At 67.9% G+C, this 24,799-nt stretch carries 23 protein-coding genes; 8 read left to right on the top strand and 15 right to left on the bottom strand.

The genetic code is table 11. From position 1 onward, the window contains the following. Positions 1-129 precede the first annotated feature (129 nt). Positions 130-1,044: a serine/threonine-protein kinase RIO2 gene (locus ACNSN4_RS02980; RefSeq protein WP_418284271.1), complete on the bottom strand. Its 915-nt coding sequence runs from the start codon at positions 1,042-1,044 to the stop codon at positions 130-132. 153 nt (positions 1,045-1,197) lie between these two features. Between ACNSN4_RS02980 and ACNSN4_RS02975 the strand changes: the two genes are divergently transcribed. From ACNSN4_RS02975 to ACNSN4_RS02960, 4 genes are all read left to right on the top strand, one after another. Continuing rightward, positions 1,198-2,052 carry a lipoate--protein ligase family protein gene (locus ACNSN4_RS02975; RefSeq protein ID WP_418284270.1) on the top strand — a complete coding sequence of 285 codons (855 nt, stop codon included), beginning with the start codon at positions 1,198-1,200 and terminating at the stop codon, positions 2,050-2,052. 48 nt (positions 2,053-2,100) lie between these two features. Beyond that, positions 2,101-2,976 (top strand): deoxyribonuclease IV, encoded by an 876-nt coding sequence (locus tag ACNSN4_RS02970; protein ID WP_418284269.1) that lies wholly within the window; start codon positions 2,101-2,103, stop codon positions 2,974-2,976. Between the two features lie 160 nt (positions 2,977-3,136). Continuing rightward, complete coding sequence (locus ACNSN4_RS02965; protein ID WP_418284268.1) at positions 3,137-3,592, top strand: hypothetical protein; 456 nt, start codon at positions 3,137-3,139, stop codon at positions 3,590-3,592. 111 nt (positions 3,593-3,703) lie between these two features. Beyond that, positions 3,704-4,510, top strand: coding sequence for a class I SAM-dependent methyltransferase (locus ACNSN4_RS02960; protein ID WP_418284267.1), 807 nt, complete (start codon positions 3,704-3,706; stop codon positions 4,508-4,510). A 99-nt stretch (positions 4,511-4,609) separates the two neighbouring features. Here the strand turns inward: ACNSN4_RS02960 and ACNSN4_RS02955 are convergent, their stop codons facing one another. The 6 genes from ACNSN4_RS02955 to ACNSN4_RS02930 all read right to left on the bottom strand — a co-directional run bounded on the left by ACNSN4_RS02955 (position 4,610) and on the right by ACNSN4_RS02930 (position 11,373). Further along, the gene (locus tag ACNSN4_RS02955) at positions 4,610-5,764 is read right to left on the bottom strand and encodes a pyridoxal phosphate-dependent aminotransferase (RefSeq protein ID WP_418284266.1); all 1,155 of its coding nucleotides are present in this window, start codon (positions 5,762-5,764) and stop codon (positions 4,610-4,612) included. Positions 5,765-5,882: 118 nt separating this feature from the next. Further along, positions 5,883-6,572 (bottom strand): DUF7095 family protein, encoded by a 690-nt coding sequence (locus ACNSN4_RS02950; RefSeq protein ID WP_418284265.1) that lies wholly within the window; start codon positions 6,570-6,572, stop codon positions 5,883-5,885. Positions 6,573-6,632: 60 nt separating this feature from the next. Continuing rightward, a complete protein-coding gene (polX, locus tag ACNSN4_RS02945; RefSeq protein ID WP_418284264.1) occupies positions 6,633-8,420 on the bottom strand; it encodes a DNA polymerase/3'-5' exonuclease PolX in 1,788 nt (595 codons plus the stop codon). A gap of 77 nt (positions 8,421-8,497) precedes the next feature. Continuing rightward, on the bottom strand, positions 8,498-9,853 hold the full coding sequence (locus ACNSN4_RS02940) for an MFS transporter (protein ID WP_418284263.1): 1,356 nt from the start codon (positions 9,851-9,853) through the stop codon (positions 8,498-8,500). 57 nt (positions 9,854-9,910) lie between these two features. After that, on the bottom strand, positions 9,911-10,324 hold the full coding sequence (locus ACNSN4_RS02935; RefSeq protein WP_418284262.1) for a DoxX family protein: 414 nt from the start codon (positions 10,322-10,324) through the stop codon (positions 9,911-9,913). Next, on the bottom strand, positions 10,321-11,373 hold the full coding sequence (locus tag ACNSN4_RS02930; RefSeq protein ID WP_418284261.1) for a WD40/YVTN/BNR-like repeat-containing protein: 1,053 nt from the start codon (positions 11,371-11,373) through the stop codon (positions 10,321-10,323). The genes ACNSN4_RS02935 and ACNSN4_RS02930 overlap by 4 nt, the downstream gene beginning before the upstream one ends. 179 nt (positions 11,374-11,552) lie before the next feature. Between ACNSN4_RS02930 and ACNSN4_RS02925 the strand changes: the two genes are divergently transcribed. After that, a complete protein-coding gene (locus ACNSN4_RS02925; protein WP_418284260.1) occupies positions 11,553-12,578 on the top strand; it encodes a TatD family hydrolase in 1,026 nt (341 codons plus the stop codon). Positions 12,579-13,124: 546 nt separating this feature from the next. On the opposite strand, the gene ACNSN4_RS02920 is transcribed toward ACNSN4_RS02925, so the two are convergent. Continuing rightward, the gene (locus ACNSN4_RS02920; protein ID WP_418284259.1) at positions 13,125-14,018 is read right to left on the bottom strand and encodes a fumarylacetoacetate hydrolase family protein; all 894 of its coding nucleotides are present in this window, start codon (positions 14,016-14,018) and stop codon (positions 13,125-13,127) included. Between the two features lie 37 nt (positions 14,019-14,055). Continuing rightward, the gene (locus ACNSN4_RS02915; RefSeq protein ID WP_418284258.1) at positions 14,056-15,411 is read right to left on the bottom strand and encodes an amidohydrolase family protein; all 1,356 of its coding nucleotides are present in this window, start codon (positions 15,409-15,411) and stop codon (positions 14,056-14,058) included. Between the two features lie 102 nt (positions 15,412-15,513). Between ACNSN4_RS02915 and ACNSN4_RS02910 the strand changes: the two genes are divergently transcribed. Continuing rightward, positions 15,514-16,128 carry a TetR/AcrR family transcriptional regulator gene (locus tag ACNSN4_RS02910; RefSeq protein ID WP_418284257.1) on the top strand — a complete coding sequence of 205 codons (615 nt, stop codon included), beginning with the start codon at positions 15,514-15,516 and terminating at the stop codon, positions 16,126-16,128. A gap of 66 nt (positions 16,129-16,194) precedes the next feature. Here ACNSN4_RS02910 and ACNSN4_RS02905 read toward each other — a convergent pair whose 3' ends face one another. The 5 genes from ACNSN4_RS02905 to ACNSN4_RS02885 all read right to left on the bottom strand — a co-directional run bounded on the left by ACNSN4_RS02905 (position 16,195) and on the right by ACNSN4_RS02885 (position 22,277). Then, a complete protein-coding gene (locus ACNSN4_RS02905; protein WP_418284256.1) occupies positions 16,195-17,415 on the bottom strand; it encodes a CaiB/BaiF CoA transferase family protein in 1,221 nt (406 codons plus the stop codon). A 242-nt stretch (positions 17,416-17,657) separates the two neighbouring features. Next, the gene (locus ACNSN4_RS02900; RefSeq protein ID WP_418284255.1) at positions 17,658-18,887 is read right to left on the bottom strand and encodes an MFS transporter; all 1,230 of its coding nucleotides are present in this window, start codon (positions 18,885-18,887) and stop codon (positions 17,658-17,660) included. Between the two features lie 101 nt (positions 18,888-18,988). Beyond that, positions 18,989-20,383 (bottom strand): signal recognition particle protein Srp54, encoded by a 1,395-nt coding sequence (locus ACNSN4_RS02895; protein WP_418284254.1) that lies wholly within the window; start codon positions 20,381-20,383, stop codon positions 18,989-18,991. Between the two features lie 88 nt (positions 20,384-20,471). Further along, complete coding sequence (locus ACNSN4_RS02890; RefSeq protein WP_418284253.1) at positions 20,472-21,242, bottom strand: DICT sensory domain-containing protein; 771 nt, start codon at positions 21,240-21,242, stop codon at positions 20,472-20,474. Positions 21,243-21,290: 48 nt separating this feature from the next. Further along, the gene (locus tag ACNSN4_RS02885; protein ID WP_418284252.1) at positions 21,291-22,277 is read right to left on the bottom strand and encodes a pantoate kinase; all 987 of its coding nucleotides are present in this window, start codon (positions 22,275-22,277) and stop codon (positions 21,291-21,293) included. A gap of 104 nt (positions 22,278-22,381) precedes the next feature. Here ACNSN4_RS02885 and ACNSN4_RS02880 point away from each other — a divergent pair, with 104 nt between their 5' ends. Together ACNSN4_RS02880 and ACNSN4_RS02875 are read left to right on the top strand one after the other, a co-directional pair. Then, on the top strand, positions 22,382-22,885 hold the full coding sequence (locus ACNSN4_RS02880; protein ID WP_418284251.1) for a DUF7575 domain-containing protein: 504 nt from the start codon (positions 22,382-22,384) through the stop codon (positions 22,883-22,885). After that, the gene (locus ACNSN4_RS02875) at positions 22,867-23,763 is read left to right on the top strand and encodes a phosphatase PAP2 family protein (protein ID WP_418284250.1); all 897 of its coding nucleotides are present in this window, start codon (positions 22,867-22,869) and stop codon (positions 23,761-23,763) included. The genes ACNSN4_RS02880 and ACNSN4_RS02875 overlap by 19 nt, the downstream gene beginning before the upstream one ends. A gap of 97 nt (positions 23,764-23,860) precedes the next feature. On the opposite strand, the gene ACNSN4_RS02870 is transcribed toward ACNSN4_RS02875, so the two are convergent. After that, positions 23,861-24,349: a hypothetical protein gene (locus tag ACNSN4_RS02870; RefSeq protein ID WP_418284249.1), complete on the bottom strand. Its 489-nt coding sequence runs from the start codon at positions 24,347-24,349 to the stop codon at positions 23,861-23,863. Between the last annotated feature and the right edge of the window lie 450 nt (positions 24,350-24,799).

Here is a 24,799-nt window from a genome sequence, read left to right as displayed (position 1 = left end):
CAGCCTAAAGTATTAAATCGGTTTCGAATCTTAGGCAGACCTAAACTGTACGGGAGGACAGCACACGAGACGCGACGGCGGTGGCCTCGGATAACGACATAACCGCATTTTCATATCGCACTATGCGATTTATTCGTCGATAAACGCGCGAACCGTCTCGAACGAGCCGTCGGCGACAGCGGCCGCGACCGCCTCCGCATCGATATCTCGCGGCACTTCGTGGGGATACTTCCGGCCGAAATAGCGCAGCAGGTTCGTCACGTCTCGTTCGAGGAACTCGCGGGCGTTCTCGTGGTCGACGGGGACGGCCTGCGGCCAGTCGAAGATCGTGACCCCGCCCTCCGCGACTGCGACGTTGTGTTCGGACATGTCCGCGTGGACCCACCCGAGGTCGTAGGCGGTGACCAACTCACGGCAGACGAGATCGAGCACGCCGACGGCCTGTTCGGGATCGAGTCGCGTGCGCGCGAGCTCGACGCCGTCGAACTTGTCCATCACGATGGCGTGTCGGTTGTGATCCACCGGTCGCGGCACCGACACGTCGGGGTACATCGTCTCCATGGCCTCGTACTCGCGCTCGGCCGCCTTCCGCGCGGTGTACAGCCACGAGACGTGGTCGCGGTCGGCGGTGTACTCGCGCTCGCGGTTCACCTCCCGAAAATTCGTGTATCCCTCACGGTGGTACTTCAGCGCGAGCGGCTTGAACGACTGCACCTCGTACACGTCTCCCTCCTTGCCGAACCCCAGGGGTGAGCCCACGCCGTCGATGGTCTCGCGCTCGGCGAACGTCCGGAGCGCGAGGGCGTCGTACCCCTCGAAGGTGAGCTGGTATCCCTCGTACTGGATCGTCTTCCGCTGGATCAGCTCGCGGTCGAGACACCGGTCGATTCGGTAGTCGACCTCCTCACGCGTCAGGTTAGCGTATTCGGGGAGCTTGTCGCGGCGGACCCACTCGGAGAATCGCATCCCCTGCTCGACGCCGGAGAGGAGGTAGAAGTCCTCCGCGTCGAGCTCCGCCATCTCGCTGGCGACGTTTCGAACCATGCACGCCTCTACTCCGGCGATTCCTAAAAGGGGCGCGCGTTCGACAGGGCGACGTATATAAATCGCATAGTGCGATAGCAAATCGTGTTCGGCGGCTCGCGTTCGGGATAACGTGAACGCAACCGCTTTCGGATCGGCGCGCTCAGTGGCGGTATGACCGCACCCGCTGGCGACTGGCGCCTCATCCGGGGGGAGAGCCGCCCGGGACCGATGCAGATGGCGCTCGACGAGGTCGCCGCCGAGACCGCAGCCGACGGCGGCCCGGCGACCGTCCGGACCTATCGCTGGGAGCCGAGCTGTCTCACCCTCGGCTACCGACAGGACCCGGAGACCGTCGACTGGGCGTTCTGCGAGCGCGAGGGGATCGACGTCACCAGACGACAGACCGGCGGCGGCGGGATCTATCACGACGGCTACGGAGACATCGCCTACTCGATCGCCGTGCCTGCCGCCGCCGTGCCAGGAAAGCTGCTCGACTGCTACCACCTGCTCTGTGAGCCCGTCCTCGACGCGTTCGATCGGCTCGGGATCGACGCCGATTACGTCGAGGAGGCGGTGCCGGAGCTGTATCACCCCGCCTGCTACCTCCGCGAGCTTCACCCGGCACACGACGTGGTGGCGGGCGGCGCGGACGGAGGTGGCCGCCGCAAGATCGCCGGCAACGCCCAGTACCGCAAGCGCGAGGCCGTGATTCAGCACGGGTCGTTGACGTTCTCCGTCGATGCGGAGCGACATCTGGGGACGTTCGCCGACCCGCCGGTCACGGCCGATGCCTTCCGCGAGCGCGTCGTCGGGATGGACGAACTGGTCGGTGTCGACCGCGAAGCGGCGGTCAATGCGGTCGAGGAGGCACTCTCGGCGTGGATCGAGGGGGCCGACGGGACATCGTTGACGACTGACTCATCCTGGACCGACGACGAGTTGGACCGCGCGCGGGAGCTCGCGGAGACGAAGTACAGGGACGGCGAGTGGATCCGGACGCGACCGGGGAGCGACGCGTCGTCGTAGCGCGACCGGTTCCGAAGGGGCTTTTTCAGTCGCCTGCCTGATGACGGTATGAGTCTCAAGGTCGGCGCACACGTCTCGATCTCCAGTTCGAGAGCGTCCAACGATCCCGAAACGCCGCCGTACGGAAACATCGCGAACGCGGTGTTCAGACAGACGCAGTTCGGCGGCAACTGCGGGCAGATATTCACTCACTCCCCGCAGGTGTGGCAGGATCCGGACATCGGCGACGAGGAGGCCGAACAGTTCCGCGAAGGCACCGAACGCGACCTGGAGGGACCGTGGGTGATCCACACCTCCTACCTCGTCAACCTCTGTACGCCGAAGGAGGGGCTCCGCGAGAAGTCGCTCGACTCGATGCAAAAGGAGGTCGACGCGGCGACGAAGTTAGGGGTTCCGTACGTCAACGTCCACCTCGGCGCGCACACGGGCGCGGGCGTCGAGGGCGGCCTCGACAACGCCGCGAGCGTCATCGACGACCTCGACGTACCGGACGACGTCACGGTCCTGATCGAGAGCGACGCGGGCGCGGGAACGAAGCTCGGTGGCGAGTTCGAGCACCTCGCTGGGATCATCGACCGCACGGAGACCGACATCGACGTCTGCGTCGACACGGCTCACGCGTTCGCCGCCGGCTACGACCTCTCGACCCCCGAGGCGGTCGACCGGACTGTCGCCGAGTTCGACGACGTCGTCGGCTTAGAGCATCTCCGGTACATCCACCTCAACGACTCGAAACACGGCTGTGGGACGCACAAGGACGAGCACGCCCACATCGGCGAGGGGCTCATCGGCGAAGCCGGAATGGAGCGGATCCTGAACCACCCGGAGCTCGCGGACGTGCCGCTGGCACTCGAAACGCCGACGGAGGACGGAAAGAGCTTCGCGTGGAACATCGAGCGAGTCCGAGAGCTGCGCGCGGATTGATCGGGCCGATCGGTCGAACAGGAGGCTCTCGTCTCCCTCGTTCTTTCGGCTCATCGGATCGGCGTCGTGCGTTCAGTCACCGCGCTGGATCGTTCGAGCCACACCGCGGCCGACGCCCGTCCGACGCGGGTTTATGTGCACGGAGCGTCGAACCGCGGACATGGCCACCACAGAGGCGCTACTCCTCGGGCGACGACGCGGGCTCGCCGTCACCATGGTCGTGGGGTTCGCCGCCGTCGTGGCACTCGCGCTGGCGACCGCACTCGTCGCGGAGCTCGCGGATATCCCGGCCGCGGCGGCGTTGACGGACCGTATCATCCCCCTGTTGGTGTTTTACGCGCCGGCCCCCATCGCGGCCGCCGGCGCCTACGCGCGGTGCGGCGGCCCGGCCTGTCTGGCCGTGGGCGTCGTCCCCGCACTGGTGTTCGCCGGACTCGTCCTCATCGGAACCGTGGTCGGTGTCCCCGGCGTCGGCGGCGGTGATGCGCCCCTGTGGAGCGTGGCGACATCGTTCGCACTCCTCGGCGTGAGCGGAGCGTTCGTCGGCTACTGCGCCGGTGTCACGGCCGCACTACTGGTAGATCTGGTCGGGTTCGGCTCCGGCGAGGCCGAGTGACCCGACGGGCGAGGAGTCGACGGGCGAGGAGTCGACGAGGGGAACGAGCAGCGACACGCGTCCGACCGCGAGGACGGGGCGTTTATTTTTCCGGACGCTGAATGAAGGAGCGTGCGACGCTTCTCCGCGGAGTACCTCGAACACACCCGCCAGGGGATGTGGGCAGACGGCCGGGACGCCCTCGCCGACCTCGACCTTCCGGGGCGTCGGCGGGTCCTCGACGTCGGCTGCGGGACGGGCGAGCTAACGCGAGTGCTGGACGCGGAGACGCCGCCGGAGACGACCGTGTTCGGCGTCGACGCGGACGCGGAGCTCCTCGCCGTCGCCCGCGAGGAGACCGGACTGCCGTACGTCGCTGGCGATGCGACCCGTCTCCCGGTTCCCGACGACGCGGTCGACCTCGTCGTCTGTCAGGCCCTGCTGAGTAACCTCCCCGACCCGGCGGCCGCGATCGCGGAGTTCGCGCGGGTCTCCTCGGATCTCGTCGCCGCGATCGAGCCGGACAACGCGGACGTGACGGTCTCGTCGAGCGTCGCGAGCGAGGAACGCTTGGAGCGCGAGGCGCGCGAGGCGTATCTGACCGGCGTCCGCACCGACGTCGCGCTCGGCGACCGCGTGCGGGAGACGTTCGCGGCGGCGGGGCTCACGGATGTCCGGACCCGCAGGTACGTCCACGAGAAGCGGACCGCGCCGCCGTACGCGGAGCCGGCGCTCGCGGCCGCGGCGCGGAAGGCCTCCGGCGCGGGGCTCGCCGACCACCGCGCGGAGCTGGTGGCCGCGACTTCCGAGACGGAGTACGACGACCTCAGGCAACGATGGCGCGAGATGGGGCGGGAGGTGGTCGCCGAGATCGAGGCGGGCGAGTACGAGCGCGCCGAGCGCGTCCCGTTCGACGTGACGGTCGGACGGGTTACGTGACGGTCGAGCGGGTTACGTGACGGTCGGACGAGCGACGTAGGCGACCGGGGTCGAACGCCTCCGTCCCTCGGCGCGAGACGACAGGAAGGCGACCGGCAGTCAGTACTCCGCTAACCCGGCCTCGATCCGGTCGAACCCCGCTTCCAGCCGGTCGACGGAGTTCGCGAAGGAGAGCCGGAGCCGCCCGGGCGCCGTGTCGCCGAAGCCGTCGCCGGGCGCGAGCACGACGCCGTGTTCCCGGAGGAGGTACTTCGCGACGTCGAGCGCGGGCTCGTCGATCCCGGGGTCGAGGAACGCGTAGAACGCGCCCTCCGGCCGGGGACACGAGAGCCCGTCGATGGCGGCGACCCGGTCGACGACGAGGTCGCGACGCTCCTCGAACGCGCGATGCATTTCTTCGAACGGCTCCTGCGGGCCGGTGAGCGCGGCGATCGCGGCGTGCTGCGCGACGCTGGACGCGCAGGCGGTGGTCGACTCGCGAACCGTCACCACGTCGTCGATCACGTGGCGGTCGCCCGCGAGCCAGCCGAGCCGCCAGCCGGTCATGGCGTACGCCTTCGAACAGGAACCGACCGTCAGCACGTGGTCCGGGTGGCCGGTGTACGCGGCGATCCCCTCGGCGGGACCGTCGTAGGTGAGCCCGAGGTACACCTCGTCGGCGATCACGTAGGCGTCGCGGTCGGCCGCGGCCTCGACGACCGCGCGACACTCGTCGGGGTCGAAGACGCGACCGGTCGGGTTCGACGGCGTCGTGAGCACGACCGCCGCGGTGTCGTCGCTCATCGCGTCGATCACGCGGTCGGCGTCGAGGTCGAACCCCGTCTCCGCCGGCATGGGCACCTCGCGGAAGGTCCCGTCGGCGAGCGTCGCCTGCGTCTCGTAGTTGGGCCACGTCGGGCCCGGAACGAGCAGTTCCTCGCCGGGCGACACCGTCGCGAGGACCGCCAGGTGGAGCGCCTCCATCCCGCCCACGGTGACGACGATCTCGTCGGGGTCGTGTTCGACGCCGTACTCGCCCGCGAGCGTGTCGCTGATCGCCCGCCGACAGGCCGGCAGCCCCGCGTTGGAGGTGTAGTGCGTCGCGCCGTCTCGGGCGGCGCTCGCGGCCGCGTCGATCACGTGACCCGGCGTGTCGAAGTCCGGTTCGCCGACCTCTAACCGGACGAGATCGCCGTCGTGACGCTGTGCGAGGTCGAACATCACGCGGATCCGCGAGCGCTCCGCACTCCGGACGCGGTCGGTGGGCGTGGGCATACCGTCCACACGGCGATCGGTCCCAAAAGCGGTCGGGTGGCGGCCAACTGCGTCCGGGTGGGAACGCCTCGGCGGCGGCGAACCCCCGCCGAGCATCGAACGCCCCGCGGATAACCGCCTACACCATGTCGCCGCGCACCGACGCTCCCTCCTGTTCGGCGCGCTGCCGCTTGAGCACCGCGGCGGCCTCGCGTGCCACGTCCTCGTCGGCCCCGAGCATACCGAGCGCGGCGGGCAGCGTCGGCATCGCGAGGGAGGCCTCGCGGAGCCGGTCGAGCGCCTCCTCGTCGCGGATGCCGTCGACCCACAGGCAGACCCCTCGCGGGTCGAGCACCTCCTCGTAGGCGTCGCGGGCCAGCGCCCCCTTCAGTCGCTGGCGGACGTTGTCCTCGAAGCTCGCGTTACACACTTCGAGATGGATCGGCTCGCCGTCACCGGGCGAAGCCCGGTTGCCCGGGGGACTACGTCCCTCGCTGTCGTCGACGAGTTCGGCCGCGAGACACTTCTCGGGCGCGGCGTACCCGTTGTCGCTCACGCGCACGCGGTCCGGATGCGCTTCGGCCCACTCGGCGCGAACCGAGGTGCCGACGCCCTTGACGCCGTATTCGGCCTCGAACGCGGCGGCCGCCTCGGCGTCGCCCCCCATGATCACGTCCTTCGTGAGGTACACGTCGAGCCGGTCGACGGGGTCGAGCCCGAGCGCGACATCTCCGAACGCCCACACCTCGCGGACGGGGACGGGCATCGTCTCGCGCTCGACCCGGTCAAGAAGGGTCTCCAGTCGGTCGACGGCCTGCTCGCGGTTCATTACATGCGCGTACGGGGGTCGCGGCCAAACCGGTTACGCTCGGTCGCAAGCGGGACGGAGTCAGTCGTCGAGGAAGTCGCGCAGCCCGTCGACAGAGCGCGCGTTGAGTACGTCGGCCGTCTCGGCCCATCCGCGCCGCGACGTGTGAACGCCGTAGCGGGCGTTGTCGAGCTCGCGAGGCGCGTGGGCATCCGTGTTGACGGCGATGGTCGCCCCCGCGTCGACTGCGGCACGGACGGTGTCGCCGTCGGCGTCGAGTCGGGCGGGGTTCGCGTTCACCTCGATCGCGGTCCCGGCGGCGGCGGCGGCCTCGACGACCGCCTCCACGTCCGGCGAGATCCCCGGACGGCTGTTGATGATACGGCCCGTCGGATGGCCCAGCACGTCGACATCTGGGTGTTCGACCGCTCGGATCAGCCGTTCCGTGGCGGCCTCGCCGTCCTGTCCGAGCGCCGAGTGCGGTGAGGCGACGACCAGATCGAGATCGGCGAGCGTCGCGTCGTCGGTCGTGATACCTCCCTCGGCGTCGATGTTCGCCTCGATCCCGTGGAACACCTCGACGTCGGTGGCGGCCTCGCTTATCGCGTCCGCGACGGCCGCTGCCTGTTCCGCGATATCGGCCTCGTCGAGCCCGGTGTTGCCGAATATTCCCGGTCCGGCGGCGTGGTCGGTGACGACGTGGTAGTCGTAGCCGCGTTCGGCGGCCGCGGCGATCATCTCCGCGATCGTGAACGATCCGTCTGACCAGTCGGTGTGCGTGTGGAGGTCGCCGCGGATCTCCGTGGTCTCCACGAGATCGGGGAGATCGCCGGCGGCCGCGGCGGCGACCTCGCCGTTATCTTCGCGGAGCTCGGGCGGAACCGGGTCCATGTCGAGCGCCTCGTAGATTCCGTCCTCCGTCTCGCCGGCCACGCGTTCGCCGACGCGCCGTCCGCCGGTGGCGGTGTCACCGGCCTCGTCGCCCTCGTCGGTGTCATCCGCGTCGCTTACGTCGAACAGTCCGTACTCGTTGAGCTTCAGCCCGCGGTCGATCGCTCGGTTGCGGACCGCGACGTTGTGCGCGCGCGAGCCCGTGAAGTACTGAAGCGCGGCGCCGAACTCGTTCGGATCGACGATCCGGAGGTCGACCCGGGTCCCGCTCGCGCGAACGCTCGCCTTCCCGGTACCGGCCTCGATCGTCGCGTCGGCCTCGGGCCAGTCCGTGAACGCCTCGACGATCGGGTCGCGCGCGTCGCTGGCGACGAGGAGGTCGATGTCGCCGATCGTGTCCTTCCAGCGTCGGATGGAGCCGCACACCTCCGCCGACGCGACCGCGTCGAGGTCGGCGAGATACGCCAGCGCCGCGTCCGCGACCGGGCGTGCGTCGCCCAAGCGGGTCCGTTTCCGCGCCTCGCGCGCGAACGGGATGTTCTCCAAGATGTTCTCCTCCGTCTTCGCGCCGAACCCGGAGATCTCCTGAATCTCGCCGGCCTCCGCGGCCGCCTCCAACTCGTCGAGCGTGGTGACCCCGAGCGCCTCGTAGAGGCTGCCGACCGTCTTGGGACCGACTCCCTCGACCGCGGTGAGTCCCGCCATGTCGACGGGTATCTCCTCGCGTCGCTCCTCCAGTTCCGCGATCTCACCGGTCTCGAAGTACTCGACGATCTTCGACGCGATCGCGTCGCCGACGCGGTCGATCTCGGCGACCGCGTCTTCACCCTCTCCCGCGAGGTTCTCGATCGGTGCGGTGTGCTCGCGGACGTTCTCGGCGGCGCGGCGGTACGCCGTCGGCTTGTACTCGACGCCCGTCGCCTCCAGCAGATCGGCGAACTCTTCGAGGAGGGTGGCGACCTCGTCGTTCCGGCTCATTTGCTCGGAGTTCGGTCGGGCGCTGCTTATATTGTCGGGCGGCGATCACGCGCGCGATGGTCACGCGGGTGCGGCGATCACGCGACCGCGGCGGTCGTCGGCCCGCTCGTCGCCGCGTACCACCGAACGGCGAACACGATTCCCGCGCCGAGGAAGACGAGTCCGCCGGCGACCCCGAAGGCGACGCCGTAGCTCTCGGCGGCGAGCCAGCCGCCGAGAACGCTACCGACACCGCCGGCGAGCGCGCCGAGCGCGGCGTACATCCCGAGCGCCTCTCCCCGGATCGCCGCCGGGGAGAGTCGGGTAACGAGGGTGCCAGCGGTCACCGCGATCACCGCCCACGTCAGGCCGATGACGGCGAACACCGCGGCCGCGGCGCCGAATCCGAGGGCGGCCGCGCCCCACGTGGCGCCGACGAGCGCGACCGCGGGGAGAGCGATCCCGCGGGTCGAGAGGGAGGCGATCTGGAGGAGCGAAACGTCGTGGCTGGCGCTCAGCCTCCCGGCCACACCGAAGAAGGCCGCGGCGGCGACCCCGTTGATCAAGTACAGCGCGAAGACGCCGTCGGAGCCGAACCCGACCTCGGTCAGGAACGCGGGAAGTGGGGCGAAAAACGCCGAGAAGCCGGCGAAAAAGCAGAACACCGCGGTGAAGTACGCCGCGAGCGCCGGGGTGAACCGCTCGGCGAACCGACGCGGGTCGAGCCCGCGGAAGTCGGCCCGGCCGACGGTGAAGGGGAACGTGGCTGTTCGGACGCTGAATCGGTCGGCGGTGCGGATCGCGCGGCGAAGGCGCGTCCCGGACACGCGTCGGTCCGTTCCGGGAGCCGGGTCGGCGGGGAGCGTCCGAAGCGCGAGCGCGACGCCGAGAACGGCACACCCCGCGAGCGGAACGAACAGCCAGCGGATCACCGCCTCAGCGGAGGCGAATCGGGCACCGACGCCCGTCCACACGGCACCGAGCAACAGGCCGAGCGCCCAGCCGACGCCCTGGTACTGATTCAGCAGGGCGATCCGCTCGCTCCACGCGCGTTCCGGCGCGTCGGTGACCGCGAGCAGCGTCAACACGGGGGTCGCCGCCGCGAACGCGAACCAGATCGCCGCGTTCGCGACGATCACCGGAGCCACCGCGTCGGTGAGCGGGATCACCGCGACACCGACCGCGACGAGGCCGAACATGGCGAGAACGATGACGCGGCGCTTTCCGGTCCGGTCGGCGATCCGGCCCGCACCGAGCGCGGCCGGGACCCCGACGAGCGCGGCGACAGCGGCCAAGACGCCAAGCACGAACGGTCCGCCGCCGAGTTCGACGACGTAGAGCGGAACGACGAGCGATGCACCGCCGAGCGCGATCGATCCGAGCCCCCACGCGTAGAGCCACGCCGCCGACGTGGTCCCCCCTTCCAACGTGGTCTCAGATCCCGAGTCCGACATGAACGCAGATGGCGTGAGGGACGGTGTTAGGTGGTTCGGTCTTGGGAGGACAGACAGCTACTCGTCCGCGTCAGCCGCGTCGAGGAGCATGACCGCCCCGCCGAGGAGCGCGACGTTCTTCAGGAAGTTGATCTTGTTGTCGTGGCGCGCTTTCCCCTCCATCGTCCAGAAGTCGTGGATCGCGGGTGTCGTCCCGAGGAAGAACACGATCAGCGCCCCGGCGGACGCCCGCGGGAACTTCCAGAGAATGATCCCGAGATTGGCGACGAACAGCATGCCGGTGACGAACGGGACGAGCACGTCGGGCATGGGGACGCCCTTCTCCGCGGCGACCTCGACGCGCTTCTCGTTGTTTTTGAACCCGTCGACGGCCATGTACGCCAAGATGCCGCCGTAGAGCGCGCGCCCGATCGCCGAGGGCGGGCCGTTCGTGGTCGACGGTGCGGCCGATGCCGACTCGGCGTCGGTCATGCCGACACCACCTCGATGCGGCTGACGTTCGCGTCGACGCGGCCGACCGTCTCGTAGGCCCCGTCGTCGGTTCGACGCATGACCCGACCCTCCACGTCGTCGCGCTGGTCCGGCACGTCGAACAGTCCGGAGCCGCAGATCACGTCGCCGTCGTGGACGGCCCACGTCTCGATGACCTCATGGGGCTCGCCGGGGAAGGGGACGCGCTCGAAGTCGCGACCGAAGTTCGTCGACTCGAACAGCGCGACGCCGTGATCGTCGTTCACCCACGCCGGCGGCGCCTCCTCGCCGCCGCAGAAGAAGACGGTGCCGTCGTGGACGAACACGCGCCGGATGTACGAGAAGTCGTTACCGACGTCGATTCGGGTCCACGACTCCCCGGCGTCAGTCGTCCGCCAGAGGCCACCCTCGCCGACCGCGTGACCGAGACCGAGATTCTCCAAGTTGTGGTCGAGATACCCGGTCGTCGCGAGCCACACGTCCGCCGAGACCGGCAGGATCTGGTGGACGTCGTCGACGATCGTGTCGCGCCGGTCGGTCCACGTCTGTCCGCCGTCGTCGCTGAGGTGGATCCCGCCCGCTTCGACGCCCGCGATCAGCCGCTCCGGTCGGCCCGGAACGGCTTCGAGCGCGCGCAGTCTGGCGTAGTGCGGGTCGATCGGGGACTCCCAGTGACCGCGCGAGGGAAGGTCTCGGAACCCCTTCAGCTCCGTCCACGTCTCCCCGTCGTCGATCGAGCGGAAGACGTAGGGGTCGTTCGTTCCGGCGTACAGCGCGCCGTCGGCGGTCGCGAGGATCGACCAGACTTCGCTCTGCCCGGCGTGCCAGAACCGGTCGCCGAGCGGCACGTCGAGGTCCTCCCACGTCTGTCCCTCGTCCGTCGATCGGTACGCCCCCGTCGACGACGCGACGAAGAGACCGTCAGTGTGATCCCACGACTTCACGGCAGTGACGACCTCGCAGTCGAGGACCCGCTCCGCGTCGCCCCGCTCGAACGGCACGTCCCCGACCCGATACAGGCCGTCGTCTGTCCCGATCAACAGTGTCATACACGAATACGTGGATCGGACGCGTACTAAAGTTTTTACCAAGCTGTAAAATGCTAAGTGGCCGGGGGGTCAACCGAAGAGCGACGGGGGACCGCCCGTCGCGGCCGCGACCACGACGACGGGGAACCCCCGTCGGCTCCTCGGCCACAGCGACGGCGGACCCACCACACCAGACACCGATGACGACATCCCATCCCACGAAGCGACCGACGGACGCGGCGTATCTCGGCGATCAAAGCGCCGACAACGGAGCTATCGACCCGCCGCGGGAGCTTCTCACACTCCCGTGGATCGACCCGCACAACCACGCGCACACCCTCTCGTGGGCCGATCGCGAGCGGTACGCGCTCTCCGGCTGTCGGTCCATGCTTATGGTCGCGTCGGGCTACCACTGGACGCCGTATAAACCGGTCGAGGCCGACGACATCCGGTTTCTCTGGGACGACGCGATCAACCGCCGCGCGGCCATCGAGCGGAACCACTTCTTCGAGGCGAAGCTGGGGCTCGGCGTTCACACCGGCGTCCGTATCGAGAACCCCGACGAGCTGTTAGCGGCGATGGACGCGTACTGCGCGCTCGACGAGGTCGTCGCGGTCGGCGAGACCGGCGTCGTTCCCTCCCAACACGTCAGCGCGTGGGGGGTCGACGAACAGCAGGCGGTCGTACAGGCGCAGATGGAGCTCGCGGCGAAACACGGCCTGCCGACCGTCCTCCACACGCCGAACACGTCGACCGACGCGAAGCGGTCGTACCGCGACGGGCTCGGTGTGACCCCCGGCTACGAGAAGAACGCGGGCCTCGGCGCCGACCCCGTCCTCGACGGTGAGAACCCCGCGCTCGACGCGGTTCGACTCGACGTCGAGGCGATGCGCGACGCCGGACTCGACGACGACCGCGTCGTCGCCTCCCACGCCGACGGCAACAACACCGCGTACCTGATGGAGCAGACCGACTGCTACCTGAGCTACACGATCGGCCACTCGTGGCTGGTCGGCGTCGACGCGGCCGACGTCGCCGACGCGATCGACGAGTACGGACCCGACCGGATCATGATCGACACCGACTGCGCGAACGTCCTCCGGACCGACCCGTACGCCCTCAAGCGCGCGATATTCGAGCTGTACCGGTACGGGATCGACGTCGACGACATCCGACAAGTCGTGCTGGAGAACCCGCGAGAGGTCTTCGACTTCGAGCGAGAGTAGTCCGCGGTTCCCACCGGTGCGATCCCGTCGAAACCACGTTCTTCAGGCAGATCACTGAGCGACAGCGACGGTCGCTTATAAATCGATACTGTGCGGTGGCGCGCGCCTCCGAGTGGCCGCCACCGGCGGCCACGAGGAGCACGTGCGAGGGAGTCGGCCACCCGGAGCAACGCGGAGGGTGGCCGACGAGGCTGGGGAGGTGTGAGGTGCGGTGCTGAGCGGCTGGGTGGGATTCAAAGGGGCAGGCGCGAGGACGACTTAGGCGACGAAAGCACCGCAAGGAGCGAGTGAAACGAGCGACTGAGGAGCGCAGCGAGCGTAAGTCGTCCTCGCGCCTGGGGCTTTGGAGGTGTTCGCCACGGATTCGGTGTCAACAACGTATCACCGAGCGCCTGGGGCTTTGGAGGCCCTGGTCGTCGAGTCGCCGAACACGAATAAACGGCCGTCAGCGACGCCGCTCCTCTATTTATAAACAGCACCGAAATCGATCTACTTCTGGAATCGGTGTCTCACACGCGGTTCCGCCCCGTGTGAGCCGACGTATCGCTACGCCTCGTCGAACGCGAACTCGTTCGTCAGCTCGCCGACGCCCTCGACGCCCACCGTGACGCTGTCGCCGTCCTCCAGCAGCACCGGCGGCTCGCGGTAGACGCCCACCCCGGGCGGCGTCCCGGTGAACAGCAGGTCGCCCGGCTTCAGCGTGAACGCCCGACTGCAGAAGGAGACCAGCTCGTCGATTCCGAAGATCAGGTTCGCCGTGGTCGACTCCTGCAACCGCTCGCCGTTCACCTCCGCGAAGATGTCGAGGTCGTGCGGGTCGCCGATCTCGTCCGTCGTCACGATCTCCGGACCGATCGGGGCGAACGAGTCGAGGCTCTTGCCGCGGACCCACTGCCCGTCGCCGTGCTGGAGGTCGCGGGCGGACACGTCGTTGCCGACGGTGAACCCGGCGACGTGGTCCATCGCCTCGTCGGGGTCGACGCGGCGGGCCTCCTCGCCGATGACGGCGACGAGCTCGGCCTCGTAATCGACCTTCTGCGTGAGGTCGGGATCCCACGAGACCGCGTCCTCGGGCCCCGTCACCGAGGTCGGGAACTTCGAGAAGAGCACGGGCTCGTCCGGGATCGGGTTGTCGCCCTCTTCGGCGTGATCGCGGTAGTTGAGCCCGACGCAGACGACTTTCTGCGGGTCGGAGACGGGCGCCGCCCGCGAGACCGCGTCGGCGTCGTAGCGCCCGACCCCGGTCTCCGCCGCGTACTCGACCGCCAGTTCGGCCTTCCGCCGCCACTCCCAGTCGGCGAGCAGACCGGTCGTTCCGCCGTCGATACGGATCCCGGCGGCCGCGCCCGCCTCGGAGAGGTCGACGACCGTGTCGTCGTCGATCAGCGCGCCGCACCAGGGAGATTCCGCGTCCGTCGTTCGATATTGTCCGAGTCGCATGTGAGCTGTGGTAGGTGTGAAATCAGTCGTGTGGTCGCTACAGGTCGATGCCAGCCTCGTCGAGCAGACGTTTGCCGGACTCGACGAAGCGATCGAACTCCTCGTGAACCTTCGGGTTCGTCAGTTCGCCGTCGCGCTTGACGACCTCGCCGTCGACGAGTACCGTGTCGATGTGGGAGGGGTCCGACTGGAAGACGACCGTCTGGACCGGCGAGTGCGAGGGCGCCGTCATGAAGTCGTTCGCGTCGATGAGAACGAGGTCGGCGCGCTTTCCGGGGGTTATCGTCCCGATCTCGTCGTCCATCCCGAGCGCCTTCGCGCCCTCGATCGTCGCCATTTCCAGGGTGTCGCGCGCGGTGATGCTCACCTCGCCGACCTCCTTGTCTCCTTCGAGAATCTCCTGGTTGTCGAACATCCGCTGGAGCTGCAGGCCGATCCGCATCTGACTGCCCATGTCGCCGCTGATGTCCGAGCAGACGTCGACGCCCCACGCGGGGCGTCCGCCCGCGTCAAGTACCTTCCCGGTGACGGGGATGCCGTGGCCCATCTGCATCTCGACCTCCGGCGTCGACGAGAAAGAGACGCCCTGCTCGACGGCGTGGTCGATGTCCTCTTGGGAGAAGTGGTTCCCGTGGGCGACGTTGACGTCGGGGCCGAGCATATCCTCGATGGCGCCGAAGCCCTGGTAGTCCTCGCCGTACACCGACGACGGCCACAGCGCGGCGCCCATATGGACGGTCGAGAGCGCTCCCAGCTCTCGCGCCAGTTCCAAGTCGCCCCGAGCGATTTCGTCGGTACAGAAGTCCGGTCCCCGGAGTCCGAGCGCCAAGTTGAGCAGGTCGTCGTCGCGGATTTCCTCGGCGTAGAGCTCGCGAATGTTCCCTTCGGGGAGGCCGACGTCGCTCTCGTACCACCACTTCGCCGCGTCGTCTCCCGGCGGGCCGTAGGTGTACACCGCACGCAGTCCGGCATCCTTCAGGGCGTCGACGGCGCGTTCGCCGTGTTCGAGCGTGTTGGGGTACGACCAGTCCAAGGCCGTGGTCGTCCCCGTATGGAGCTTCTCCAGCGCACCGAAGAGGCCGCCGAGGTACATGTCCTCGGGCCGGTAGAGCCCGGTGATGTTGCCGAGCATGTGGTCGAAGTACTCGCCCATGAGCGACCAGTCACCGGCGATGCCCCTGACCTGGGTCTGTGCGAGGTGAATGTGCGAGTCGACGAACCCCGGGACCACGATCTGGCCGGACGCGTCGATGACCTCGGCGTTCTCGGTCGAGAGGCCGTGGCCGACGTCGACGATCTCGCCGTCTTCGATCAGCACGTCCGCCTCCTCGAGCTCTCCGATGTCGGGGTCGAGAGAGACGACCGTTCCGTTCTGAATGATCGTTCGTGTCATGTGTGAGTGTACCGTTTGACCAGGAGGTTAAAAATTTACTGTATGGTAAAGTCAGAGCGAATCGGAGGATCGCTTATATGTCTCACCGTCGGAAGACAGCGTATGAGCGAATCCCGCGAGACGGTCTCCTCCAAAGACACGGAAGAGGTGATCATGGAGGCCACGTTCCGGGCCCTGAGCAAACACGGGTACACGGACCTCCGGATGCGCGACATCGGCGAGGAGATGGATCTCACGAGGCAGGTGATCCACTACCACTTCGACGGGAAGTACGACCTGCTGTCGTCGTTCCTCGAGTACGTCATCGAACAGTACGAAGGTAGCGTGGAGGTAGACGACGACGCCGACCCGCGCTCGGAGCTCGGCGCCCGGATCGACCAGTGCCTCTTCGGGCCGGAGTTCGAGGAGTTCTCCCACTGGGAGCGGATGAAGGTGTACCACGAACTGTACACGCACGCCCAGAACGACGGCGACCACCGGGAGATCTTCAACGAACACTACGACCGCATCCGCGGAAGCATCGTCGAAGTCGTCGAAGACGGGATCGAACGGGGCGAGTTCAAGCCCGTCGACGCCGAGCGAATGGGGCAGCTCATCACCGACCTCATCCACGCCGCGCGGGGCCGCCGAATGGCGCTGGGCCACGAGGACGCGCCGGAGGAGACCCGAAAGGCGATCGACGAGTTCATTCTCGACTCGCTGTATACCGAGGACTGACGCCGAGGCCGGACACCCCGAGGTCGGACACGCCAAGGCCGAGGCCGTCAATGAGCGCCTCTGTCGTCACTCCTCGTCGTCGTCGTCCGCGCCGAACACGCCCTCGCTCGCCAATGCGTCTATCTCCGCGTCGGAGTACCCGAGCTCCCCGAACACTTCGCGGTTGTGCTCGCCCAGCAGCGGCGGCGCTCGGTCGAACCCGCTCGTCGCGTTCTCGTACCGCAACGGGTGTTCGATCACCGGCACCGTCCCGAGTTCCGGGTGCTCGATCTCCGTCACCGTCCCCCGAGCCTCGATCTGCGGGTTCGAGAGCGCCTCCTCCACCTCGTACACCGGGCCGGCGGGAACGCCCGCCTCTTCCGCGATGATCTCTATCCACTCGTCGGTCGTGTGCTCGCCCAGCGTCGCCTCGATCTCCGCTTCCAACTCGTCGAGGTGGTCGACTCGGTCGGCGTTCTGCGCGAATCGGTCGTCTTCGGGCAGGTCCGGCCGGTCGAGCGCCTCGCACAGCTCGCCCCACAGCTTCTCGTTGAGGATACAGACGTTGATGAACCCGTCTTTCGTCTCGAACGTCTGATACGGCGCGAGCACCGGGTCCTTCGTCCCCATTCGTTTGGTCTCTTCTCCAGCGAACGTCATCCCCGCCTGCTTGGTGAGCCACGGGAGCGTCGCCTCCAACATTCCCAAGTCGATGTACTCGCCCTCGCCCGTCTGCTCGCGTCGATACAGCGCGGTCATGGTCCCGAACGCGGCCCACATCGCCGTGATGAGGTCCGTCATCGGCAGCCCGACTTTGACGGGTTGACGGCCCTCTTCGCCGGTGACGCTCATGATCCCGCTCATGCCCTGAATGAGCAGGTCGTACCCGGAGCGCTCGCGCCACGGACCGGTCTGGCCGAACGCGGAGATGGCGAGGTAGATCAGGTCGTCGTTGTGCTCGGCGAGCGTTTCGTGGTCGACGCCGAGCCGCTCGGCGGTCCCCGGCCGGAAGTTCTGGACGAACACGTCGGCCTCCTCGACGAGTTCGTACAGCGCCTCCTTAGCGCGGTCGTTTTTCAAGTCGAGTTCGAGGCTCCGCTTGCCGTAGTTGAGCGTCCAGTAGTAGGGGGATTCGCCCTTGATAAAGGGGGGGCCGGAGTGACGGACGGCGTCGCCGTAGCCGGGCTGTTCGACCTTGATGACTTCGGCGCCCTGATTGGCGAGCATCGCCGAGCAGAAGCCGCCGGTGACGAACGTCGAGAGGTCGACGACTTTGATCCCCTCCAGAATCTTCGTCTGCTCAGTCATCGGCCGTCCCCGCTGGGCAGCGTACCTGCTTCGAATCAGACGCTGAATCAGACGCCGAATCCCGCGTCGCAGGTCCGCCGCAAACGACGTCGATCCGCCTTCGATACCCGCTGCCGACTCCCGACCGATCGGTGTTCATTGGTGACTGGACATTGGCTTACCATGTGGAAAAACTATCGGCGGGCGCGGCCATCGGCCCGGTCTGTGGCGGTTCGGGCGGGGCAGGAAGGCGACCGCGGACGTCACTCCGTGAGCCACAGCCCGGCGGCCACGACCGCCGCCAGCGACATCGACCCCGCGAGCAGCGCGAACGCGGGGCGGAACCCGGCGACGTCGGCGACGGTCCCGACGACCGCCGGGGCCAGCGCGCCGGCGCCCATGAGCAGGGTCCGGACGACGCCGAGCCCACCGCCCGCGAGCCAGTCGGGGAGGACCTCCATCAGGTAGGCGCTCCGGACCGGCTGGAACCCGTGCGATCCGAACCCGAACAGCGCGACGACGACCGCAGCGGCGACCGTTCCGGCCCCGACGGAGGGGAGGGCCGTCAGCGTCACGAGCGCCGTCGCCGCCAGCCCGAGCGTGGCCACCATCACCGGGAACCGACCGGATCGGTCGGAGAGCTCACCGGTCACGAGCTGGACGAACGTCACCGCGAACACGAGCGAGTACAGCAGGCTCGCCGTCGTCGTCGCCAGTCCGACCTCGCGAGAGAGGTACAGCGGGAGGAACGCGACCAGCCCGTTGTGCGCGAACGAGAACCCGATCGTCACGAGGACGAACGCCGAGAATCGGGGATTCCGAAACAGCCGAAGGTAATCGCGCGCGCCCGGCTGGGGGTCGTCGTCGCCCCCGGTGTCGGCGTCAGCCGGCAGTCGACCGGGGATACGTAGGCCGAAGGCGACCGCGAGGCTGACCGCGGCGAGGCCGGTAACGAGAAAGAGCGCGCGCCAGTCGGCGCCCGGCAGCCGGTCGAGCAGGACCGCGAGCGCCGGGGGCGCGGAGAGGACCACCACGACGACTGCCGGTGCAACGACGCCACTCATCGCTCCGAGCGTGTCGTGGACCCCGAGCATCCGCCCGGTCTGAGAAGGGTACACACGGGCGAGTAGTCGCACGGAGACCGTCTTGTGAACCCCCGTTCCCGCTCCGATGACGACCATGGCAGCGACGAGCGCCGCGAACGGGGAGTCGACGACGAGCGCGAGCGCGCCGACTCCCGCGACCGTCGCGCCGGCGACGATCACGCGGACCGGCCCGATGCGGTCGGCGACCGCGCCGCTGGGGAACTGCATCAGCGCGTACGCGATCATGAACCCTGAAAAAGCGGTCCCGATCGTGGCGTTGCTCACGCCGTACGTCGATTGGAGCGGTCCGAACAGGGGCGGAAAGAGGTAGCGAACGAACTTGCCGAGAAACCAGATGAGAGAGACGAGGATCAGCACGTCGTAGTCGCCGATCCGCCTGAGATTCATCGGGCGACCGTACCCCGGTCACCCGTATAAAAGGTCTGAACTGCCTGTGCCCTGCCGGTATCTTCCGGTGGAAGAACCGAGCAGCGGGAGTCGACGGCTGCCTAGAACGGACCCTTCCCGCCGCCCATCATGTCGCCGAGGCCGCCGCCGTCGCCGCCGCCCATCTTCTTCATCATCCGCTGCATATCGCCCTCGCCCATGCCCTGGAACTGACTGATCGTCTGTTCCATCATGGAGTGCTGCTCTAAGAGCTGCTGGACCGTTTCCTCGTCGGTGCCGGAGCCGCGGGCGATCCGCTCGGTGCGCGACTGGCCGACGACGCGGGGGTTCTCAAGCTCTTCCTCCGTCATCGAGTCCATGATGCGCTCGAACTTCCGCATCCGGTCTTGAGTGACGTCCATCGCGTCGTCCGGAAGCTGGTCCATCATCCCGCCGCCGAGCCCGGGGATCATGTCCATCACCTGATCGAGCGGTCCCATTCGGTTCATCGCGTCCATCTGCTTTTTCATGTCCTTCAGGGTGAACTCGCCCTGCAGGAGCTGTTCGGGGTCCCAGTCCTCGTCCTCCTCTTGGGCCTCCTGCATCGCGCGCTCGACGCGCTCGGAGAGCTGCTTGAGATCGCCCATCCCGAGCAGCCGCGAGATGAACCCGGAGGGCTCGAACCGCTCGATGTCCTGGACGGTTTCGCCGGTCCCGAGGAAGGCGATGGAAGAGTCCGTCTCGTTGACCGCCGTCAGGGCTCCGCCGCCCTTCGCCGTCCCGTCGAGTTTGGTGATCATCACGCCCTCGATGCCGATCGATTTCTCGAACTGCCGGGCCTGCTCCTTCGCGCCCTGCCCGATCGCGGCGTCGAGCACGAGGAGGGAACGGTCCGGATCGACCGCGCGCTCGATCTCTTCGATCTCGGCGATGAGGTCGTCTTCGAGCGCGTGCCGTCCCGCGGTGTCGACGATGTGAACGTCGGCGTCCGCCGTCTCTTCGAGGCCCTTCCGGGCGATGTCGACGGGATCGTCGTTGTCGGGGTCGCCGTAGAAGTCGACCTCGGCGCGCTCGCACATCTGTTTGGCCTGATCGTACGCACCCGGCCGGAAGGTGTCCGTCTGGATGACGGCGGGGCGGAGCCCCTTCTTCGAGAACCACCACGCCATCTTCGCGGCGGAGGTGGTCTTCCCCGACCCCTGTAAGCCGGCCAGTAGGATCGTCTGGTTCTCTAAGGGGAGCTCCGTCGAGTCGCCGACGAGGGCGACCATCTCCTCGTAGACGATCTTGAGGACGTGGTCCTTCGCCGTGGTTCCGCCGGGCGGTTCCTCTTCGAGCGCGCGGCTCTTGATCGAGTCCGACAGCTCCATGACGAGAGAGACGTCGACGTCGGCGGAGAGGAGCGAGCGCTGGATCTCCTTGACGATCTCCTCGACGTCGCTCTCCGAGAGTCGGGACTTCCCCTGGAGCTTGTCGAGGCTGCTCCGGAGGGACGTACCGAGGTCGTCGAGTACCATTTGCCGAAGATAGGCGGTCGACGCGGTAAAGCTTTGTTCGTCGGCGGTCGGCGCGGTCGGCGGGAGCGGCGGGCGTTTTTGCCGGAGCTCAGATCCGCGTCGCGATGTGATGCTCGATCTGCGTCACAAGCTCCGGTCGGAACGTCCAGAACCCGTCCCAGACGTTGGGCTCGTCTTCGATCGCGAGCAGCGCGACGTGGGTCCCGTCGTCGTCGGACGGGGTGAACACGACGAACCACGATCGTCGGTACGGGTACGTAGTACCGCTGTGAACCGTGACGGAGAGGTCGGACAGCGCCGCCGGATCGCCGGTCCCGTACACGTGGACGTCGACGTCGGTGTCGGCGAGGGTCTCGTACACCGTGCGGGTGCCCTGTTCGTCGTTGATCCGCGGGAGGCGCTGGAACGACGCTCGGAGCGTGCCGCCGCCGTGCTCGGCCGCGATGCGCTCGATGACCCGAGAGACGATTATCAACAGCAGCTTCTCCTTGTTCGACTGCGGATAGCCGCGGAGTCGGAAGGGGACCTCGTCGAGCCCGCGGAGCACGTCCGGAAGCGTCACGTTCGCGAGATCGATCGCTCCCGTCTTGTACAGGTCTGAGTTGATGAGCAACACCGATGCGAGGAGCTCGTCAAGCGTCGACTCGGCGACGACCACCCCGTTTTCGACCAACGCCACGATATCCGTGTTCCCGTTGTCCTTGGTTTCGGTCTCGATGTCCTCGATCGACACCGGCTGACCGTCGAGAAGCTCGTCGAACAGCGCTCTCACCGGGTCCGGCGACGATCGGTTCACGACGACCAGATTCCGATCGGGCGCCTCGAGCCCGTCGAAAAACGAGCGGAGCGACTCGGCCATACGTGATTGCTCGAGTGAACGGTTCAAAACCGTTGTGCACGACCGAGCTCAGCGCGGCGCTCCGCCGTCGCCGACGAGGCTCGCACCGGACGGGTGCGTGTGGCACACCGACGGGTCGTAGCCGGCGTCAGAGAGCCCGGTACCGAGCGCGAAGACGCTCCGCCCCAACATCGCCATGGCGGCGCCGCAGTCGCCGGGCCTCCCGTCTCTCTCCGGCGCGGACTCGACCGCGTCGATCGCTTCGGCGACCTCCGGGACGAGGAGGTCCGCCTCGCGGGCGAACTCTCGGGCTGTGTCCATCAGAGTCGGGAGCCGCGGATCGTCGCGGAGCCGGTCGAGGGCGCGTTCGCCAGCCGCGGAGAGGGCAGCAGTGTCGCCGCCCAAGACGGCCTCGGTCGAGAGTTCGCCGAAGGTGACGTACTCCACCCGAGCGGTCGCCGGGATCCCGTCGAGCTCGCCGAACCCGGGCGCACCGGGCTCCAGCCGGATCGGGACCCCTCCGCGCGCCTGCGCGACGACATCGCCGAGTCCGGTCCCGCGGCGCACCTCGGCCCCGTGGGCGAGCCGGACCAGCTCGTTCTCCGAACGGCCGCGGTCGAACGCGTCGTTCGCGGCGAGGGCGGCTCCCAGCGCCGCCGCTCCGGAGACGCCGAACCCGGCCCCGATCGGAACGTCGGACTCGACGACGACGTCGACGGCGGCGTCGAGACCGAGCCCGGTGAGTACGTCGTCGACCGCACCGATCCGTCCGGACTCGCCGTCGACGGTGGTGGAGGCGGCGCCGGTGCGGGCAGTGTCGGCGCCGGTGCGGGCAGTGTCGGCGTCGTCGGCGATATCGGCGGCGTCGACCTCGAGCGTCCCGTCGGCACGGCTCTCGATCGTCTCGTCTGCCGCCGAGACGCGAACCGTGACGCCGTCGGAGAGGGTCACTCCCGCGCCGCGGGAGCCGGCGGCGGCCGGCTGCTCGGCCGGGTGCGCGCTGAAGAAGGCGGTAACGTGTCCGGGGACGAACGCGGTCGCCCGCTGCCTGCTCATTATCGGCCGAACGAGCGGCCGTCGATTAACGGTTGTTATCCGCGCCTCGGCGGCGACGGCTGACACCGCAGTCCGTAAATACCACCCACCCAAATCCGGGACGTATGCGAACGCAGCTGCGTCCCGTCCTCGCCGCCGTGCTGGCGCTGGCCTTCCCCGGCCTCGGCCACCTCGTCCTGCGCCGGTGGGGACGGGCGCTGCTGTGGCACCTCACGATCCTCGGCGGCGGGGTGGCGCTGTTCGTCCTGTACGACGTCACCGTCGACGCCCCGCTCGGGGATCTGACGGGCGCCGCGGCCGGGCTCCCGACCGACGTTGCACTCCCGCTCGCCCTCCTGTACGGACTGTCGGCGTTCGACGCGTACCTCGTCGGGCGGGCCGACATCGCCGAGAAGGAGCGCGCCGACGCGACCGCCGAGGCGATCCGCCGGCGCGACGCAAGCGCTGACGACGACACCCCCGGAGGGGCCTCACCGGTCGACGCGGTGACCGGGGAAGACAGCGGTCCGCTGGAGGTCGAGTGTCCGCACTGCGGGAAGGAGACCGACGCGGACCTCAGCTTCTGTCACTGGTGTACGGAGCCGCTCCCGTGGGCCGACGCGGAGTAGGCAACGAGGAGCCGCAACCCGAGCATCCATACGTCCACAGTCCGTTCCGATCGTATCCGATGCTGTTCGTGGCGCTTTCCGGTCTCGTCGTCGGAGTTATCGTCTGCTCGTTCGCGGTCCTGCTTCCCCTCTGTGTGGGCACCGATCGGATCCGGTCGGTCCTCACCGACCGCGATCGACTCCGACGGCGCGCCGTCGAAGTCGCCCCGTTCGTCGGGGGACTCGCCGCAGTCCTGCTCGTGAACAAGGGGTTGCTCCGTCGTATAGAGACGTTCTCCGCTGAACACGGACTCAGAGCGACCGAGACGTTCTACGCGCTCGAAGGGAACTTCGTGGCCGGTGTTCAGAACGCGCTCCCCGAGTGGGGGCTGTACTACTTCGGGCCGATGTACGTGTTCGGCTACGCCGTGTTACTCGTCTTTCCGCTCGCCGCGTACGCGTTCGCCGACACGGTCCGACCGCTGAAACGGCTGGTAGCCGCGTACGCCGTCAACTACGCGGTCGCGATCGTCTTGTACGCGGGGGTGCTCGCCTACGGTCCACGGAACTACCACCGGCTTCCCGGGGCCGACCCCGACGCCGCGCACGTCGAGGAACCGCTACTCGACTCGTTCCGAGAGGTGACCCAACTCACCGCCCGGGTCAACGTGGAGACGAACGTCTTTCCGTCACTGCACACAGCGCTGTCGGTGACCGTCCTCCTTATCGCGGTCTCGACCCACGACGAGTTCCCGCGGTGGACGCCGGTCGCGACCGTGCTCGCCGGGAGTATCGTCCTCGCGACGATGTACCTCGGGATCCACTGGGGCGTCGACGTGGTCGCGGGGACGCTCCTCGCCGTCGGCAGCGTCGCCGTCGGCGACAGGATCGTTCGGTAGCAGCCGAACAGCCACCGGACCGAGCAGCCCGAACGGCCCGAAGGGCCGCAGAACCGAGCGGCCATCGGACTGCGGACGACTCCAAAACGACCGTCCGTTATATATCAAACAGCCGCGCCGCGTCTTCGGCCTGTCGGCGGTAGATTCCGCGTCCCTTCAGCCGCGGGATCTCGTGGCGGTGGAGCGTCCCGGTCTCGCAGTCGTACACCAGCGGAAAGACGTTCGTCCGCCGGCGAGCAACCGTGTACGACGTGGCCGCGTCGACGAGCGACGGGTCCGGGTCCGGTATCGGGAACAGCACGTAGCCGAGCGGGGTCGTCGAGCCGTGGCGGTCGTCGGTCACTTCGACGAGCAGATCGCGGAACGCGTCGGCTGTCGTGCGGATATCGTCGGGACGAGGGCCGTCAGCGTCGGTCCCATCGTGACCGTCGACGACTGTCGCAAGGACAAAGACGTCGCCGAGAGAGTCGTCCGCCTCGCGAGCCGCCCACACCGGGTCGAAGCCGTTCGCGTCCGCGTCAAGCGCCTCGAAGCCGTGTTTCCGTCGCTTCTTGACGACCGAGTCGCGGTACTGGATCGGGTCCATACACAAGCCCACAACCCCCATGGTAAAAAATGACATAGGTGACGGCAGGGTTGCGTGCTCCGAGCGACAGCGACGGTTCACAGGGCCGCAGCGCCGAGTCGAACACCCACGGCTGGCGGTGAGAGTCGGCCAGAGGGCGCAAAGCGAAGGGATAGTCTCGGACTGTTCGCGCCAAAATAGCAGTAAGTAGCGGAGGGGTGTCTGTTGCTGCGGACCAGTCCTACGATGTTGGCATCGTTCGAGATCGAGGTCCATCTAAGATTGCCAAACTCAGGAACGCCTCGTCGCACAAAAACCAAAGTCGGAGTTATATTACCCCGAGTGAATTTATAACCTATCGGTGGCAGAGGGCTTCAACAAGGCCAGAGATTTTGTTTGTCGGAAGTGTACCTGAGGCTATCAACGATCCATCCCACGTAGTACCGAACTCTGTGATTGGTGCCTTCAGCC

Source organism: Halorubrum marinum, assembly GCF_048381195.1.
Lineage (GTDB): Archaea > Halobacteriota > Halobacteria > Halobacteriales > Haloferacaceae > Halorubrum.
This window is presented reverse-complemented; position numbering and strand designations above follow the sequence as displayed.

Bases quoted from the DNA above. Each gene is read 5' to 3' on its own strand.
- ACNSN4_RS02980 (WP_418284271.1), bottom strand. From the start codon at position 1,044: ATGGTTCGAAACGTCGCCAGCGAGATGGCGGAGCTCGACGCGGAGGAC.
- ACNSN4_RS02975 (WP_418284270.1), top strand. From the start codon at position 1,198: ATGACCGCACCCGCTGGCGACTGGCGCCTCATCCGGGGGGAGAGCCGC.
- ACNSN4_RS02970 (WP_418284269.1), top strand. From the start codon at position 2,101: ATGAGTCTCAAGGTCGGCGCACACGTCTCGATCTCCAGTTCGAGAGCG.
- ACNSN4_RS02965 (WP_418284268.1), top strand. From the start codon at position 3,137: ATGGCCACCACAGAGGCGCTACTCCTCGGGCGACGACGCGGGCTCGCC.
- ACNSN4_RS02955 (WP_418284266.1), bottom strand. From the start codon at position 5,764: ATGCCCACGCCCACCGACCGCGTCCGGAGTGCGGAGCGCTCGCGGATC.
- ACNSN4_RS02950 (WP_418284265.1), bottom strand. From the start codon at position 6,572: ATGAACCGCGAGCAGGCCGTCGACCGACTGGAGACCCTTCTTGACCGG.
- polX (WP_418284264.1), bottom strand. From the start codon at position 8,420: ATGAGCCGGAACGACGAGGTCGCCACCCTCCTCGAAGAGTTCGCCGAT.
- ACNSN4_RS02940 (WP_418284263.1), bottom strand. From the start codon at position 9,853: ATGTCGGACTCGGGATCTGAGACCACGTTGGAAGGGGGGACCACGTCG.
- ACNSN4_RS02935 (WP_418284262.1), bottom strand. From the start codon at position 10,324: ATGACCGACGCCGAGTCGGCATCGGCCGCACCGTCGACCACGAACGGC.
- ACNSN4_RS02930 (WP_418284261.1), bottom strand. From the start codon at position 11,373: ATGACACTGTTGATCGGGACAGACGACGGCCTGTATCGGGTCGGGGAC.
- ACNSN4_RS02925 (WP_418284260.1), top strand. From the start codon at position 11,553: ATGACGACATCCCATCCCACGAAGCGACCGACGGACGCGGCGTATCTC.
- ACNSN4_RS02920 (WP_418284259.1), bottom strand. From the start codon at position 14,018: ATGCGACTCGGACAATATCGAACGACGGACGCGGAATCTCCCTGGTGC.
- ACNSN4_RS02915 (WP_418284258.1), bottom strand. From the start codon at position 15,411: ATGACACGAACGATCATTCAGAACGGAACGGTCGTCTCTCTCGACCCC.
- ACNSN4_RS02910 (WP_418284257.1), top strand. From the start codon at position 15,514: ATGAGCGAATCCCGCGAGACGGTCTCCTCCAAAGACACGGAAGAGGTG.
- ACNSN4_RS02905 (WP_418284256.1), bottom strand. From the start codon at position 17,415: ATGACTGAGCAGACGAAGATTCTGGAGGGGATCAAAGTCGTCGACCTC.
- ACNSN4_RS02900 (WP_418284255.1), bottom strand. From the start codon at position 18,887: ATGAATCTCAGGCGGATCGGCGACTACGACGTGCTGATCCTCGTCTCT.
- ACNSN4_RS02895 (WP_418284254.1), bottom strand. From the start codon at position 20,383: ATGGTACTCGACGACCTCGGTACGTCCCTCCGGAGCAGCCTCGACAAG.
- ACNSN4_RS02890 (WP_418284253.1), bottom strand. From the start codon at position 21,242: ATGGCCGAGTCGCTCCGCTCGTTTTTCGACGGGCTCGAGGCGCCCGAT.
- ACNSN4_RS02885 (WP_418284252.1), bottom strand. From the start codon at position 22,277: ATGAGCAGGCAGCGGGCGACCGCGTTCGTCCCCGGACACGTTACCGCC.
- ACNSN4_RS02880 (WP_418284251.1), top strand. From the start codon at position 22,382: ATGCGAACGCAGCTGCGTCCCGTCCTCGCCGCCGTGCTGGCGCTGGCC.
- ACNSN4_RS02870 (WP_418284249.1), bottom strand. From the start codon at position 24,349: ATGGACCCGATCCAGTACCGCGACTCGGTCGTCAAGAAGCGACGGAAA.